16 protein-coding genes are annotated in these 15,761 nt (G+C 68.9%); 8 read left to right on the top strand and 8 right to left on the bottom strand.

The window, feature by feature from the left end:
* Positions 1–55: 55 nt before the first annotated feature.
* The 7 genes from QO011_RS41595 to QO011_RS41625 all read right to left on the bottom strand — a co-directional run bounded on the left by QO011_RS41595 (position 56) and on the right by QO011_RS41625 (position 7,785).
* The gene (locus tag QO011_RS41595) at positions 56–1,078 is read right to left on the bottom strand and encodes a LacI family DNA-binding transcriptional regulator (protein ID WP_307286398.1); all 1,023 of its coding nucleotides are present in this window, start codon (positions 1,076–1,078) and stop codon (positions 56–58) included.
* Positions 1,079–1,136: 58 nt separating this feature from the next.
* Entirely contained in the window at positions 1,137–1,781 is a 645-nt protein-coding gene (locus QO011_RS41600; RefSeq protein ID WP_307286401.1) for a dihydroxyacetone kinase subunit L, read from the bottom strand.
* A complete protein-coding gene (locus tag QO011_RS41605; RefSeq protein WP_307286404.1) occupies positions 1,778–2,776 on the bottom strand; it encodes a dihydroxyacetone kinase subunit DhaK in 999 nt (332 codons plus the stop codon). Before QO011_RS41605 ends, QO011_RS41600 begins: the two co-directional genes overlap by 4 nt.
* A gap of 37 nt (positions 2,777–2,813) precedes the next feature.
* The gene (locus tag QO011_RS41610) at positions 2,814–4,577 is read right to left on the bottom strand and encodes an acetolactate synthase catalytic subunit (protein WP_307286407.1); all 1,764 of its coding nucleotides are present in this window, start codon (positions 4,575–4,577) and stop codon (positions 2,814–2,816) included.
* Between the two features lie 48 nt (positions 4,578–4,625).
* Positions 4,626–5,840, bottom strand: coding sequence for a CaiB/BaiF CoA transferase family protein (locus QO011_RS41615; protein ID WP_307286409.1), 1,215 nt, complete (start codon positions 5,838–5,840; stop codon positions 4,626–4,628).
* A gap of 248 nt (positions 5,841–6,088) precedes the next feature.
* Positions 6,089–6,886 carry a CoA-transferase subunit beta gene (locus tag QO011_RS41620; RefSeq protein ID WP_307286412.1) on the bottom strand — a complete coding sequence of 266 codons (798 nt, stop codon included), beginning with the start codon at positions 6,884–6,886 and terminating at the stop codon, positions 6,089–6,091.
* The gene (locus QO011_RS41625) at positions 6,883–7,785 is read right to left on the bottom strand and encodes a CoA transferase subunit A (RefSeq protein WP_307286416.1); all 903 of its coding nucleotides are present in this window, start codon (positions 7,783–7,785) and stop codon (positions 6,883–6,885) included. Before QO011_RS41625 ends, QO011_RS41620 begins: the two co-directional genes overlap by 4 nt.
* Before the next feature lie 237 nt (positions 7,786–8,022).
* Between QO011_RS41625 and QO011_RS41630 the strand changes: the two genes are divergently transcribed.
* The 8 genes from QO011_RS41630 to QO011_RS41665 all read left to right on the top strand — a co-directional run bounded on the left by QO011_RS41630 (position 8,023) and on the right by QO011_RS41665 (position 14,758).
* A complete protein-coding gene (locus tag QO011_RS41630) occupies positions 8,023–9,084 on the top strand; it encodes an NAD(P)-dependent oxidoreductase (RefSeq protein ID WP_307286439.1) in 1,062 nt (353 codons plus the stop codon).
* Positions 9,085–9,138: 54 nt separating this feature from the next.
* Positions 9,139–9,858, top strand: a complete 720-nt coding sequence (locus tag QO011_RS41635) for a cyclase family protein (RefSeq protein WP_307286420.1) — start codon at positions 9,139–9,141, stop codon at positions 9,856–9,858.
* Entirely contained in the window at positions 9,855–11,264 is a 1,410-nt protein-coding gene (locus tag QO011_RS41640) for an amidase (RefSeq protein WP_307286422.1), read from the top strand. Before QO011_RS41635 ends, QO011_RS41640 begins: the two co-directional genes overlap by 4 nt.
* A 150-nt stretch (positions 11,265–11,414) precedes the next feature.
* The gene (locus QO011_RS41645) at positions 11,415–11,813 is read left to right on the top strand and encodes a nuclear transport factor 2 family protein (RefSeq protein ID WP_307286425.1); all 399 of its coding nucleotides are present in this window, start codon (positions 11,415–11,417) and stop codon (positions 11,811–11,813) included.
* Between the two features lie 65 nt (positions 11,814–11,878).
* Positions 11,879–12,850, top strand: coding sequence for an aldo/keto reductase (locus QO011_RS41650; protein ID WP_307286427.1), 972 nt, complete (start codon positions 11,879–11,881; stop codon positions 12,848–12,850).
* A gap of 599 nt (positions 12,851–13,449) precedes the next feature.
* Positions 13,450–13,872: an SRPBCC family protein gene (locus QO011_RS41655; protein WP_307286430.1), complete on the top strand. Its 423-nt coding sequence runs from the start codon at positions 13,450–13,452 to the stop codon at positions 13,870–13,872.
* A 2-nt stretch (positions 13,873–13,874) separates the two neighbouring features.
* Positions 13,875–14,300 carry an EVE domain-containing protein gene (locus QO011_RS41660; RefSeq protein WP_307286433.1) on the top strand — a complete coding sequence of 142 codons (426 nt, stop codon included), beginning with the start codon at positions 13,875–13,877 and terminating at the stop codon, positions 14,298–14,300.
* Positions 14,300–14,758, top strand: a complete 459-nt coding sequence (locus tag QO011_RS41665) for a MarR family winged helix-turn-helix transcriptional regulator (protein WP_307286437.1) — start codon at positions 14,300–14,302, stop codon at positions 14,756–14,758. Before QO011_RS41660 ends, QO011_RS41665 begins: the two co-directional genes overlap by 1 nt.
* Before the next feature lie 169 nt (positions 14,759–14,927).
* Here the strand turns inward: QO011_RS41665 and QO011_RS41670 are convergent.
* Positions 14,928–15,761: transposase family protein (locus QO011_RS41670; RefSeq protein WP_503129071.1), on the bottom strand; the 834-nt coding region annotated here is incomplete at its 5' end.

Consider the following 15,761-nt stretch of genomic DNA (forward strand, 5'->3'; position numbering starts at 1 on the left):
CATCGCGGCGAAGGTCATGGTGAAAGTGGCGGCCGCTCCATCGGCGGAAGCGCCGTCAGGGCGTGCGCGGCGGGCGGGTGGTGCCCCGGACGACGAGGTTGGTCGGAAAGATCTCCGCGGACGGGGCGCCGGCTCCGCCGCGGATCCGGTTCATCAGCATCCTGGCCGCGGCGGTGCCCATCTCGCGCTTGCGCAGATGGATCGTGGTCAGGTTGATCTGCTTGAGCCCGGCGAGCGTGATGTCGTCGAGGCCGATGACGGAAAGGTCGCGCGGCACCTTGCACTTCAGCGCGGAAGCCGCCTCGATGATCCCCAGGCTGTTCATGTCGCTGCCGCCGAGCACGGCGGTGGGCGGGCGCTCCATGCCGAGGAAATACCGGCCGGCGTCCAGGCCCGTTGCGAAGGTGTAGTCGCCGGCGAAAACCAGGCCGGGGTCCCGATCGAGGCCGAGGGCTCGCGCCTCGCCCCGATAGGTCTCGAGCCGCTCCCTGGCCGAGCTGGAATCGGCCGGACCGCGGACGAACCCGATCCGGCGGTGGCCGAGCTCGTGCAGGTGGCGCAGCGCCTCGGCGATGCCGCTGACATTGTCGGAGCCGACATAGTCGTCCGCATGGTCCTCGCTGCGGCGCTGCACCAGCACGAAGGGCGTGCCCTTGTCCAGCACCTGTCGGACGGCCGGAGAGGAGCAGTGCTGCGAGATCAGCACCATGCCGTCGACCTGCCGGTCCAGGAGCGTGCGCATGTGCCAGAGCTGGCGCTCCTCGTCCCCATCGGTGTTGCACAGGAAGATCGAGCATTTCTCCTCGATCGCCACGTCCTCGACGCCTCGGACGAAATCGGCCGAGGACGGGTTGGCGACGTCGGCGATCAGGACGCCGAGCGCGAAGCTGCGGTTCATCCGCAGGGCCCGCGCCACCGCCGAGGCGCGATAGCCCAGGCGCAGGGCCGCTTCGTTGACGATCTTGCGCGTCTCCTCGGTGACGTATTCCTTCCCCGCCAGGGCATTGGACACGGTGGACAGAGCAAGCCCGGTGTCGGCCGCGACCTCGCGGATGGTGACTCGCTTCTGTCTTTTCATGAGGAACTCGCGATCAGCAGAGCCGACAGTAGATAAAAACCAATCTATGATTTGTAAACTATCGCCCAAGCCCTTCCGGATGCGAGGTCTTCCGCGACACTGTCTCGATCAAGCTCACAAAAGCCAACATCCCCGGGTCGTCAGAGCGCTTGCTTTCTTCGGCGAACATTCGCGCCCGCCCGATGCGGCAGGGAAGCCCGCGAAATCGTTCGAGCGTAGTGTGCCCGGCGCGGACCGACGCTTCGGCAATGGCGGCGGGATCATCGAGCCCGGCGATGGCCTTCGCAACGTCGCTGATCGCGTCCAGCACCGTCTTGTCGCCCAGGCTCGCGCCGCCGCGGGCGGCCATGGCGTCGAGCGCCGTGCCGAGCAGGCCGTGGAGCTGCGACCAATCCGCCGATGCCTGCCCCTTCGTGGCCTTGGCGATCGCCAGCAGGGCGGTCCCCATCAGCGTTCCCAGGCTCGACCCGGTGGCGGCGGTGGCGGCCTGGGCGAGGGCGCGGAAGGCGGCGCCGAGATCGGCCGAGGCGCCGAGGTCGACGGCGGCAAGGCGATCGAACACCCGCGCCAGCATGCTGCCGGTGTCGCCGTCGCCGAGCCTGGAATCGGCCTCGTTCAACACGTGCTCCAGCCCGCCCGTGGCCAGGGCCAGATGCGCGCGGCGGACGGCATCCGCGACATCGCCGGCGGAGAACCCGGTCAATGCACCCTCCAGAACGGGCAGTCCGCCGGCGCCGCCAGCAACGCATCGAGCTCGGCGTCGAGGTGGCAGAGCGAGACGGACACGCCCGCCATCTCCATGGAGGTGACGAAGCCGCCGACGAGCGGCCGGACGATGGCGATGCTGCGTTCGCCGAGCCGCCGGGCGATCCGGCGATAGAGGATGAACAGCTCCTCGAGCGGCGTCGCGCCCAGGCTGTTCACCAGCACCGACACCGCGCTGCCGGCTTCGGCAGGGCGGTCGGCCAGCAGCCGCTCGACCATCTCGTCCGCGATCGCGTCGGCGGGCCGCATCGGCGCGCGCCAGATCCCCGGCTCGCCATGGATGCCGATGCCCATCTCGATCTCGTCCTCGGCGAGCGAGAAGGTCGGCTTCTTCGCGGTCGGCACCTGGCAGGGCGCCAGGGCGACGCCGATGGTGCGCGTCGCGGCGACCGCCTTCGCGGCGACCCGGGTCACCTCGGCGAGATCCGCGCCCTGCTCGGCCCTGGCCCCGGCGGCCTTGTAGGCATAGACGATGCCGGCGACGCCGCGGCGCCTGGCGGCGTCCGCGCGATCGGCGCTGGCGATGTCGTCATTGCCGAGCACCGTGGTGGTCTCGATGCCGTCGTCCTCCAGGAGCTCTCCCGCCATGTCGAAGTTCATGCGGTCGCCGCCATAATTGCCGTAGAGGCGGAGCACGCCCCGCCCGCCGTCGGCCAGCCTGATCGCCTCCAGGCAGCTGCCGACCGTCGGCCCCTCGAACACGTTGCCGATCGAGCAGGCATCGAGCAGTCCCTCGCCGACATAGCCGGTGAACAGCGGCAGGTGGCCCGAGCCTCCGCCCGAGACGATGCCGACCTTGCCGGAGCGGGCGCCGGACGCCCGACGGATGACCCGGCCGGTGTCGCCGGCGCGCACCAGCGTGGGATGGGCCGCCGTCAGCCCGTCGAGCATCTCGTCGACATAATCCTCCGGCGCATTGATCAGCTTCTTCATGATGCTCCTCCGAGCTTCGGTCCGCGACGGGCCGCCATCAGTAGGCGAGCCGCTGGTTGTCCTCGAAGGCCGTCACCGGCGGATAGGCCCGCTCGTCGGTGATGACGTCCAGCACGGTCGGCCGGCCCGAGCGCAGGGCGGCCTGCAGCGCCGGCAGGAATTCGTGCGGATGCTCGATCCGCACGCCGTCGCAGCCGCAGGCCCGGGCGATCTCGGCATGGTCGACCGCGGTGAAATCGCAGACGTCGGAATAGCCGTCGAAGAGCACCTTCTCGGCGTGCTTCTGGTAGCCGAGGATCTGGTTGTTGAGCACCGCGACGACGATCGGCAATCCCATGCGCCGCGCCGTCTCCAGCTCCGACCAGACATGGGCGAAGCCGCCGTCGCCGACCAGGGCGAAGACCGGGGCGTCCGGGCGGGCCACCTTGGCCCCGAGCGCGAAGGGAAGCCCCCAGCCGAGGCCGGCGAGGCCGCGCGGCGTGACGAAGCGCATCCCGGCCTTCCGGGAGACGAGGAAGTTCGCCACCCAGATCGAGGAATAGCTGGCATCGGCGACCACGATGGTCTCGGGGGTCAGGACGCTGTCGAGGTCGCGCATGATGCGCTCGGGCCGCACCGGGCTCTGGTCCAGGTCGACCAGCCGCGCCATGTCGGCCTCGTAGGCGAGATGGCCATGGCCGATCCTGGCTTCGACGCCGGCCCGCGCGGCGATGCGCTTGCCGAGGTCGCGCGACCCGAGGGCCGCCGTGAGAGCTTCGAGCGCAAGGCGCGCGTCGCCGACCATCCGGACGGCCGCCTCGTAATTCCGGCCGATCTCCTGGCTGTCGACGTCGATGTGGATGTATTTCGCGTCCCTGGGATAGAGCGACCAGCTGTCGGTGCCGTTCTGGTTGGTGCGGTTGCCGACCAGGAGCACGACGTCGGCCTCCGTCACCAGGCTGCGCAGGTGCCGGGTCCGCCCGCGCGAGCCCATGAAGTAGCCGACCACGCCGACCGACAGGGGATGGCGCTCGTCGGTGGTGCCCTTGCCCATGGCGGTGGTGGCGACCGGCAGCGAGCCCGCCTCCTGCAGGGCCGCCAGCGCGGCCGAGGCGTCCGAGATGTGCACGCCGCCGCCGGCGATCACCAGGGGCGCGCGCGCCCCCGCGATGAGGTCGGCCGCCACCTCGACCGCTTCCGGGTCGGGAGCGCACCGGTCGAGCGGAAAGGTGCCGAGCGAGGCGAAGCGCTCGGTCGCAGCCTCCCTGCGGACTTCGCTGAACAGGTCGATCGGCGCGATCAGCACGGCCGGGCCGGGCCGGCCCGAGGCGGCGGCGGCGAAAGCCATGTCGACATAGTCGTCGATGCGGTCGAGCTCCGAGACGCGCCGGATCCACTTGGCCGAGCCGCGGAAGAGCTCGAGATGGTCGAGCTCCTGGAACGCGTTCTTGTCGGTCTGCCGGCGATGCACGTCCTGCACGATGGCGACGATCGGCACGGAGGCCTTGAACGCCTCGGCGAGGCCGGGGACCAGCAGCGTCGCCGCCGGGCCGTTCTGGGCCGTCACCACCGGCACCGTGTTGCTGATGCGGGCATAGGCGTCGGCCATCGCCGCGCCGGCGTTCTCGGTACGGTATCCGATCTGCCGCATGCCGAACTCGGGAGCGACCAGGAACAGGGCGGACGGGATGCTCTGGCCGAAGATGACCTTGACGCCGTGGCGCCTGAGCGCGCCGGCGAAGATATGCGCGCCGGTCGTGTTGGCGCGGGCAGGGAGCGGCGCCGTCTCGACCGGAGCCGCCGCGGTTTTGCTGGGGGACAAGGGGGACCTCATGGACGTCGGGTTGGGTCGGAGGCGGCAGGCGTCGGGCTACACGACGCCGCGCGCCTTCAGGGTTTCGATCTCGCCGGGTGCGAGCGCCAGCCAGCGGTCGAGCACCTCGCCGCTATGCTCGCCGAGCCGCGGCGGCGGCCGGCGTATCGCCGTCGGCGTCTCGCTCATCCGGATCGGGGAGGCCTGCATCGGCAGGTCGCCGACGCTCGGGTGGCGCACATGCGCGATATGGCCGGCTTCGGTCATGTAGGGGTCCGCGACGATGTCGGCGACGGTGGCGATCTTGGCGCAGGTCACCTCCGCCTCGCGCATGAGGGCGACGATCTCCTCCGCCTCGTGCCGGGCGACGAACTCCGCGACGATCTCCTCGATCGCGGCGGTGTTGGCCATGCGCGCCTGCAGGGTGGAGAAGCGTTCGTCCTCCAGGAGGTCGAGGCGCCCCATGATGCGGGCGAGGCGCGGAAAATGCGCATCGTTGCCGGCGATGAGATAGACCCACTCGCCGTTGCGGTCGCGGAAGGTCTGGGCCGGCGCCGAATAGCGGTCGCGATTGCCGACGCGGTTCATCGTCCGTCCGAGCAGCAGCTGCTCGGGGATCGCCGTCATCATCAGCGACACGCCCGAGCCCACCAGGCTGACGTCGACGAGCTGCCCCTCCCCGCTCTTGTGGCGCTGCTCGAGGGCGGACAGGATGCCGATGGTCGCATAGAGGGACGTGGTATAGTCGACCATGAAGGTGCCGGTCATGGCCGGCGCGCCGGCGGGATCGCCGGTGATGGACATCAGCCCGCTCGTCGCCTGGGCGATGGCATCGAAGCAGGGTTCCGCGGACCGGCTGCCCGTCTGCCCGAAGCCGGAAATCCGCGCCATGATCAGGCGCGGGTTGAGCGCGTGAACCTCGTCCCAGCCGAGGCCCATGCGCTCCATGGTGCCGGGGCGGAAGTTCTCGATCAGCACGTCCGCCTCCGCCACCAGCCGGCGCAGCAGGGCCTGCGCCTCGGGATTGCGGAAGTCGAGCGTCAGGCTCTGCTTGTTGCGGTTGAAGACGAGGAAATAGAGGCTCTCCCCGTTCACCTCCGGCGCCAGCGCGCGCACGTCGTCTCCCAGCCTGGCGCGCTCGACCTTGACGACCTCGGCCCCGAGATCGCCCAGGACCATGCCGCAATGCGGACCTGCGATGAAGCGGGAGAGATCGAGAACCTTGAGGCCGGCAAGTGCGCCCGGTGACGCGGCATTCGCAGTGGTGGTCACAATGTGTTCCTGCAACAACGAGAGGAGCATTCGGGCCGTGTTCCCGAGGAAACGCCGCCGGCGATCGAGCACAAACCCCGGCGCGCCCCGCCGGCCGCGACGATCGTCGTCTCCACGGCCCGAAGAGCCGGATGCGCCCCTCTCAGCACTCGATTTTCGAGCACAGCCTGCCATCAACTGGCAATAGAAACGTTTTTATAGCCTTTCCCCGCCAAGCGCAACTGCTAAATCTCGGCTCGGAGGCGTTCCTAGACCTTGAGCAGGATGCGATTGGGATCGATCGTCTCGCGGATCAGGGCCAGCTGATGCGCGTCGGGCGCGGCGGTCCGCGGGACATGGTCGGGAATGACGGGCGTGAGGGACATGCTGTCGAGCACCTCGGCGACCTCGACGCCCGGGTGGAGCGAGCGCAGCCGCATGCGGCGGTCCGGCGTCTCGAAATCGAAGATGGCCTTGTCGGTGACCACGCGCTGCGGCCCGCCGGCGCCGAGGCCCCACTCTTCGCGGGTGCGCCCGTCGCGGGCATGGCCGACGCTGGTGACGAAGTCGACCTTCTCCACGAAGCTGCGCCTGGACAGATCCATCATCACGATCGGGCGCCGCACGAAGGCGAAGTGCTCGGGCTGGGCGAGGCAGCCGACGAGCCGCACCCTCGGCGTCTCGTAGTCGCCGATCGCGGTGATGTTGAGATTGCCGAAGGCGTCGATCTGCGCGCCGGAATCGAAGGACACGTCGAAGCCGCGGCGCATCAGCATGTCGCATTTGTAGCCGACGTCGACCGGGCTGGCCGCGGCGGGCCAGCGCGTCAGGCTGTCCTGGCGCAGATTGGCGGGAAAGGTGGAGAGGTCGGGCTCCAAGAGGTTGCCCCAGTAGACGGAGGCCGACGGCGCGTGGGTGAGCTGGGCGAGCCGCAAGGCGGCGAGAGGGATGCCGACCGCCAGCGTGAAGGCGCGGCCGTTGGTGCCGACGCCGACGAAGACCAGGTCCCCGTCCGCGATCGTCGCGGCGACCTCGGCGGTGACGAGCTCGTTAAGGGTATGGGTCATCGGCCGCCCTCCTCGCGCGCGACGTCGAGCGCCGCCAGCGCCGCGAGGCCGCCGACCTTCGCCAGGTAGTCCTCGTGCGTGGGCGCGCCGTGGACGAAGTCCCGCAGATAGGCCCGGGCGCCGGCCTCCGTGCCGGAGGATGCGAGATAGTCGGCGAGATGCGCCTCGTCCTCGTCGTAGAAGCCGTCGACCGCAGAGGGATGCGCCCCATAGGGCACCTCGACGATCGCCTCGACCTGGAAGCCGGGAATATAGGTGAGCGCCGGACGCCGCTTGACCGCATCGTGCGGGATGATCTTCTCCACGGTGACGATCAGGCGCTCGGCCGCCGCCGCCATCATCTGGTCGACATCGTCGCTGTCGCGCACGATCGGCCACTGCACATTGCCGAACTCGTCGCCGACATAGCCGTGGATGATGGTGAAGTCGGCCTTGGCCGCGGCCACCGCCAGCAGCCGCTCCCCGCTGATCGGGCAGGCATATTCGCGGATCTGCTCGGGGTTCTTCAAAGCGATGTCCGAGCCGAACAGGGTCTTGATCGGCAGGGAAGGCAACCCCTGCCCGGCCGCCCGCAGCCGCGCCACCATCGCGGTCTCCGAGAAGTCGCGCACCTCGATCCTGCCGCTCTCGACCCCGCGCCGGAAGTTCGGCGCCAGCCCGAGGCTGAACATCCCGGCATAGATGCCCTCCCAGCGGCGGACCGCGCCCGCCGCGCTGAGCAGGTCGATCGCCGTGGTGTTCGCCCAGGTGAGCACGGTCAGGTCCCCGATGCCGCGCCGGATCAGCGCGCGCATGGCGGCATTAGGCTGGCGGCGCAGCAGCGATCCGCCGATCGCCAGCGTGCAGCCGGACCGGATGGGCTCCAGCGCCTCCTCCAGCGTCGCAAGCTTCTTCTTCATCGGGCCACATCCTGACCTTACCAGACCACCCGCTCGCCCGATCCACGGGCTGGGCGAGCGAGCAATAAAAACGTTTTTGTATGCTTGCCCCACGCCTGTCAAGCATCGCAGCCGCTTTTTTTGACAAGTGCCGCATCGGGCCGGCCGCAGGTGCCGCGCTGCCCTGCCGAATTTTGCGGCACCCCATTGCGCGCCGCAGAAAACCTATATAAAAACGTTTCTATAGGCCCATGGGCCATGGATCGTCGAAAATTCCATTCGCACCGGCGCGCTGCCGAGCGGGTTTCGCCGCGGGGTGGCCGGAGATGTTGCAGCCTTTCCCCCTGGCAGGCAACCCGGCTCGAATGGCAGCTCACGAGATCCGGCCCGCAATCGAGAAGGTATCCGGTGGTGAGCAGCCAAACCCGTTCTGTTGGATTTATCGGTCTCGGCAATATGGGACGCCCGATGGCGGCCAACCTGGCACGCGCCGGCTTCAGGGTCGTGGCCGGCGACGTCGATGCCGCGCGCAGCCGGGATTTCGCCGCCGAGTTCGCCGATGCGGCGGCGGCGGACGGGCCGGCTTCGTTCCGGGAGGTCGACGCGCTCGTGACCATGCTTCCCAACGGCAAGGTCGTCCGCCAGGCCCTGCTCGACGGCGGCATCGCCGACGTGCTGCGGCCGGGCACGGTGGTGATCGAGGCGAGCTCCTCCGACCCCTTCGACACCCAGGGCCTCGGCAGGGATCTGTCGGCCAAGGGCATTCTCCTGGTCGATTCGCCGGTTTCCGGCGGCATGGCCAAGGCGCTCGACGCCACCCTGTCGATCATGCTGGGGGCCGACGACGAGGCGGCGGCCGAGCGGGCCGTCCCCGTGCTGAAGGCGATGAGCGCCCGCATCTTCCGCACCGGCGGGCTCGGCACCGGGCACGCGATGAAGGCGCTCAACAATTTCGTGCTGGGCGCCGGCTTCGTGGCCGCCGCCGAAGCCCTGGTCGCCGGCGGCAAGTTCGGCCTCGATCCCAAAGTGATGGTCGACGTGCTGAACGCCTCGTCGGGCCGCAACGTCAGCACCGAGACCACGATGGTGACCGAGATCCTGCCGCGGCGTTTCGCCGCCAACTTCACCCTCGCCCTGTTCTCTAAGGACGTCGGCATCGCCTCGAGCCTGAGCGAGAACCTCGGCATCGATTCGCCCCTCTGCCGCACCGTGTTCGAGCGCCTCGCCGATGCCGGCGCGGCGCTGGGCTGGCAGGCGGACTACACCACGGCGCTGCAGCTCTGGGAGAGCCGTGCCGGCATCGAGCTGCCGGCGCGCTGACGCCGTCCGCTCCGCCCCCCTGGCACGCCGCACGACCACGCCGAAGGATCGCATATGGAATTCGTCGATCTCAGCCGCGAGCTCTTTCACCGGGCGCAGATCCATCCGAGCCAGCCGCCCGTCAACATCAATGTCTGGACCGATCATTCCGAAAAGATCACGATCGGGCGGACGACGCACAGCTCCCGGTCGCTGAGCATCGCCTTCAGCGATCACGCGGGAACCCATGTCGATGCGCCGGTCCATTTCGACCCGCGCCCCGGCGCCGCATCCATTGACGAGCTGCCGCTCGAGAACTTCTACACCTCCGGCATCTGCCTCGACCTGTCGCACGTGCCGCTGAAGCACGCCGTGACCGTTCCGGAGATGCAGGAGGCCCTTTCCCGCTCCGGCCAGGAGATCAGGCCGGGAGACACCGTGCTCTTGTGGATGGCGGTCAATCAGCGGCTGCTCGGCCAGCCGGGCTACGAGCACGACTTTCCCGGCCTCGGGCCGGAGGCCGTGCATTGGCTGGCGGATTTCGGCATCAACCAGTTCGGCGTCGAGGCCGTCAGCCCCGCCCCGGCGGGCGAGCTCAACCTTCTCGCCCACATGATCTGTGCCGAGCGGGGCATCACCCATATCGAGTGCATGGCCAATCTGGACAGGCTGATCGGCCGCGGACGCTTCCGCTTCGTCGGCTTTCCCCTGAAGATCCGCGGCGGCACGGCGGGGCCGATGCGGGCCGTGGCCATCTTCGACGAGGCGCCCGCCGCGGTCGGAGGCACCGCGTGACCCGCCCCTTGTGGACGCTGGGCGCTCGCGGCCTGTCCGAGCGGCTGGCCACCGGGACGATGACCCCGCTGGCGGTGCTCGACGACCTCCTCGACCGTCACGACCGGCTCGCGCCCGCGCTCAACGCCTTCACCCATCTCGATCGCGACGGCGCGCGGCGCGACGCCGAGGAGGCGACGAAGCGCTCGCGAGCCGGCCGCCGGCGCGGCCCCCTCGACGGCATCCCCGTCGCCGTGAAGGACAACATCTTCGTCAAGGGCATGCCGGCGCGCTATGGCAGCCTCCTGCTCCGGGACCATGTTGCCGATGTCGACGACATCTGCATCGAGCGCCTGCGCGCGGCCGGCGCGATCATCGTCGGCAAGACCACGACGCCGGAATTCGCCCTGTCCGGGCGCACCGAGAGCCGGCTCAGCGGCAGCACCCGCAACCCCTGGGACACGGCGCTCACCGCCGGCGGCTCCAGCGGCGGCTCGGTGGCCGCGGTCGCGGCCGGCATCGTGCCCCTGGCCCTCGGGACGGATGCCGGCGGATCCACGCGCATGCCGGCGAGCTACAACGGGCTGCTGGGCCTGCGCCCCTCCAACGGCCGGATCCCGCGGCGCCACGGCTTTCCGCCGATGTCGCTGGACTTCCAGGTCATCGGCCTGCTCGCACGCACGGTCGACGATCTCGGGCTGCTCTACGGCGCCCTGGCGGGCCCCGACCCGCGCGATCCCCAGTCATGCCGGCTTCCGGCCGAACGGATGACAGCGCCGCGCCTGCGGATCGGCTGGTTCGCGGCGGTGGAGGACATCCGCCCGGACGATGCGGTGCTGGCGGCGCTGGACGACGTGCGCCGAGGGCTGGCGGACCTCGGCCACGACATCATTCCCCGCGAGCCCCCCTATCGGCCCTCGCAGCTGCAGCCGATCTGGGACACGCTGACCGCGGCCGGCGCGGCGCGGATGGCGGCCCGTTTTCCCGACCGCTGGCAGGCGGAGATGAACGACAACGTCGCCGATCTGGCGCGCCGGGGCATGGCGCTTCCGGCCGCCGCCTATGTCGAGGCCCTGGACGCGCTGTCGGCGTTGCGCGCCTCGGTTGCCGAGGCGTGGGGCGATGTCGACGCATTCCTGCTCCCGACGGCACCGGCGCCCGCCTGGCCGGCCGGAGAGCCACATCCCCGGACCATCGGCGGCCGCCCCGGCAGCGTCGCCGGCCAAGGGGTCTTCTGCGGCTGGGTCAATGCCCTGGGCCTGCCGGCCCTCAACATTCCCGCCGGCCGCCATCCCGACGGACGGCCGGTCGGGGTGCAGATCGTGGCGCGGTTCGCGGCCGAGGCCGATCTGTTCCGGCTCGCGGCCGGCCTGGAGCCCGCCCTGCAATGGGCGGGATCATGGCCGGCCCTGGCGGAGACCGTCTGATTCCCGTCGGGCCGGGCAATCCGCTCGAGTCGCTCTTCAACCTTGCGCTGTCGCGAAACTCCATATAAAAACGTTTCTATATCCGATAAACCTTCACCTCCCTGCCATGCCACGCGCATGGCGGGCGAAATCCGCACCATGGAGAGAAAGATGCCGAACCCCGCCGACGTCGCGGCCATCCACGATCTGGAGCGCCAGCGCCACGACGCCATGCTGCAGGGCGATGTCCAGGCGCTCGACGCGCTGTTCGCCGACGAATTCGTCTTCACCCATTCCGATGGGGTGCGCGACAGCAAGGACGTCTATCTCGGGAAGATCCGCAACCGCGTGTTCTATTTCTCCACCATGGAGCAGCCGGAGGAGGACATCCGCATCATCGGCGACACCGCCGCCGTGCTCGGCCGCATGGTCGCCACCGTGAACGTGCCGGCGATCTCGCTCACCAAGGTGCTGAACAATTTCTACCTCGCCGTGTATGCGCGGACCGCCGCAGGCTGGACGCTGCTCGCGGTCCAGCCGACGCCGGCGCCGGCCGCGGCCGCCGCCTGACCCCCCTATCCCGCAAGCGCCCCGTGCCGCTGGGCCCGGGGCCATCTCGATCCGGACAGCACACCATGCAATACACGAAGCTCGGCCGCAGTGGCCTGAAAGTCAGCCGCCTTTGCCTGGGGACGATGAATTTCGGCCCGGTCACGGAAGAAGCGGACGCCCACGCGATCATGGACGCCGCCCATGAGCACGGCATCAACTTCTTCGACACCGCCAACGACTATGGCCGCCACACCGGCAAAGGGCGCACCGAGGAGATCATCGGCACCTGGTTTGCCAAAGGCGGCGGCCGCCGCGAGCGCACCGTGCTGGCGACCAAGGTCTATGCTCCGATGGGAGACTGGCCGAACGAAGGCGGCCTTTCCGCCCTCAACATCCGCCGCGGCCTGGAGGCCAGCCTGCGGCGCCTGAAGACCGACCACATCGATCTCTACCAGTTCCATCACATCGACCGCAGCGCGCCCTGGGACGAGATCTGGGAGGCGATGGAGGTCGCGCGCCTGCAGGGCAAGATCCTCTATGCCGGCAGCAGCAATTTCGCCGGCTGGCACATCGCCCAGGCCCAGGAGGCGGCCCGGCGGCGAAACTTCCTCGGGCTCGTCAGCGAGCAGTCGTTCTACAACCTCTTCACCCGCGACATCGAGCGCGAGGTCATTCCGGCCGCCGAAAGCTACGGCATCGGCATCCTGCCCTGGTCGCCGCTCAACCAGGGCCTGCTCGGCGGCGTCGTCCGCGCCGAGAAGGAAGGCCGGCGGCGCCTGGAGGGGCGCGCGGCGGCGGCGCTCGCCAAGCACCGCCCGCAGATCGAGCGCTACGAGGAGCTCGCCGCCGAGCTCGGGCATGAGCCTGGCGAGATTGCCCTGGCATGGCTGCTGCACCAGCCGGCGGTGACGGCGCCGATCGTCGGGCCGCGCACGCTCGAGCAGCTCGGCTCCGCGCTGCGGGCGCTGGATGCAAGTCTGGACGCTGCGACGCTGGAACGGCTCGACGCCATCTTCCCCGGCTACAAGGCCTCGCCAGAAGGCTACGCTTGGTAGCGCGCGCCCTGATGGAGCGCATCGACCGGCCGTCGCAGCGCGACCGTCGAGGAGGGTCTCGACGGCGCGCGACAACGGCACCTGCGACAATCGACGGGGGCACCCGGCGGGACCGACCCATCCGATGACGGCGGATCTGCCTCCGGAATCGGCCCATCGAACGCGCACCGATGGGCGGCGATCCCACGCCGCCGTTCATCGCCAATGTCGTCATGGAAACCTATTTCCAGCCTCTGCCGATCGCCGCTTGCAAGCACGAGGGGAGCACATCCCAGCTCAATGCCGGGCAGAGGCAGTCGTCAGACAGGAGGGGTGACAGCTGCGGATCCCGATCGCGCCTTCGGCTGCCAGTCGCATGGCCTTGTCATGCCGGAGCCGAGATCCTGCTGGCTCTATGAGGGCGCCGACGACGCGGGAGAGGCACGCAGACCGATCTCGGGGAGGAATGCGGCTTGGCCGAGCAGCTCCGTCGCGACGGCACCCACGGATTCCATGTGATCTGAGGCGGGAAGCCCCTCCCGGGGAGACCGCGAAATCGCCTCTTGCAATCATGATAAGTGTACATATAATAATCACACTTATCATGATGGAGAGGAACGATGAATCCACAGTCCGCCTGGCAGACACAATTCAGCATCGAAACAGCCGCGAGCCCCGAAGCCGTCTGGGCGCTATTCCGTGACGTCCAGGGATGGCCGCGCTGGAACGCAGGGATCGAAACGATCGCGCTGGAGGGGCCGTTCGCGGCCGGCACCGGCTTCGTGATGAAGCCGCCCGGGCAGGATGCGTTCCGCTCGGTGCTGACCGAGGTGCGCGAGAATGAGTGCTTCGTCGATGAGACCCGGATCGGCGACCTCGTGATCGCCGTCGCACACCGCATCGAGCCGCTCTCAGGGTCGTGCACTCGCGTCACCTATTCCGTCGACGCGCGCGGATCTGAGGCTGCCGAAATCGGCCCGATGATCTCGGCCGATTTCCCCGACGTCCTGGCTGCGTTGGCGGCCGCCGCCGAAGGAGCATGATCATGACCGGATGGCTCGGTGTGGTGTCGCGCGCGCATGTCCAGCGCGGCGTGTCCGGCGGCTTTGCGCAGGTTTGTCACGGCAAGGCCGCGCCGCTGCGGCGGATGCAGGCCGGTGACTGGCTGATCTACTACTCGCCGACAACGGAAATGGGCGGCGAGGCGTTGCGCAATTTCACCGCGCTCGGCGAGGTCGTCGATGATGCAGTGTTCCAGCACGACATGGGTGGTGGCTTCATGCCGTTCCGCCGCCGTATCCGCTACGCCATGGCGCGGGAAATCTCGCTCGCCACGCTCAAGGACCAGCTCGATCTCTGTGCGCAGCCGAATTGGGGCATGGCGCTCCGGCGCGGGCACCTGAAACTGTCGCCGCGTGATTTCGCGACCATTGCTGGCGCCATGGGTCTGACGCTATCGGTTGCAGCGTGATGAGCGAAAAAGAGCCGCCGCTGCCGACGAGCTTCTCGGGCCCTGGGGAAAGTCCGGGCTTCCTGCTATGGCGCGTGTCGAATTCCTGGCAGCGCCAGCAGCGAGCGGCGCTGCAGCCGCTCGGGCTGACGCATTCGCAATTCGTGATCCTGGCCTGCGCCACGTGGTTCGGCGACAAGGAGCCGCTGAGCCAGGTGCGGATAGGCGAGCTCACCGGCGTCGACCCGATGACGACTTCGCAGATCGTGCGCTCGCTGGAGAAGCTGAACTATCTGACACGCCGACCGCACCCCGACGACCCCCGCGCCAAGCTGGTCGCGGTGACCAGCGTCGGTCGCGCGCTGGCGCGCAAGGCAGTGGTCGTGGTTGAGGAGACCGACGCCGCTTTCTTCAAGCCTCTCGTCGGCAACGCACGCGATCTGGTCGAGCTGCTTCAGACGCTCAACCGGACGTCATAGCGCGAGTCCATGCAATCGACGCCCCCATATGGAGCGCGCTGGCCGAGGCGATCGAAGTTCAGCGCAAGCATGGCAGCCGCATCCGTGTTGACCGGGTGTCGACCACGCCCGGAACAGGAAAAGCCGCCTCGCGGCGGCCTTTTCTCAAGTCGTCCGTGAAGAAGCGTGATTACGCCGTGCGCGGTCGGAGGGGTGACGATCCGACCGTTGCGAGTGCAGCCAGGACGAGAGCGCACCAAAGCCACCTCAGCCAGTTGAGGATGAGGCTGAAGTTATAGCCGACTGCGGCGAGGACGGCGTTGTTGGCATCGCCAGCGGCTCCCACCAGGAAGTTGCGTCCCATGCGATGGTCGCTCTTGAGGTGGCCAATGACGGGCTCGACGGCGGCCCTGCGTCGGAAGGCTCGCTTGATCGCCCTGGTCAGACCTCGTTTCATTCCGGCGACATAGACCTTGAAGGCCTTGTCCTTGGGAGCGTTGTGGCCGCGGTAGCCGGCGTCGGTGACGGCCTTCGCGAGGTTGGCCCCGACCATGGCCTCGATCGCGGGGATGACGGTGGCCAGGGTGTGGCCGTCATAAGGGTTGCCGGGCAGGGCTTTGACGTGGGTGACGAACTGGCCGCCCTTGCAGCGGTTGAGTGGCGTGGCGACGGAGACCTTGACGCCGAACTCGTACGGCTTGTGCGCCTTGCCTTTGCCGATGCACTCCACCACGGGGGCGTGCAGGGAATAGACCTTCTTGCCCCGCTCGCGCTGGCGCTGGTCCTTGACCCGGCGTGCGAGCGAGAGGGCGAGATCGAAGGGGCCGGCCAACGCCGGTCGATCGGCCAGCTTGCGGGTGATGTCGCGGATCACCGCCCCCAGCATGGTGCGCAGGCGCTTCAATTCTCGATTGGCCCGTTTGAACTGTTTGGCGTGGGCATAGCGCTGGTGCTTGATCAGGGCGAGCTTGCCGACCCGGGCATAGGATTGGCGCAGGACCAGGCCATGCCTCTTGGCCAGCTT

Origin of the sequence: Labrys wisconsinensis, from assembly GCF_030814995.1 — a bacterium.
GTDB lineage: Bacteria > Pseudomonadota > Alphaproteobacteria > Rhizobiales > Labraceae > Labrys > Labrys wisconsinensis.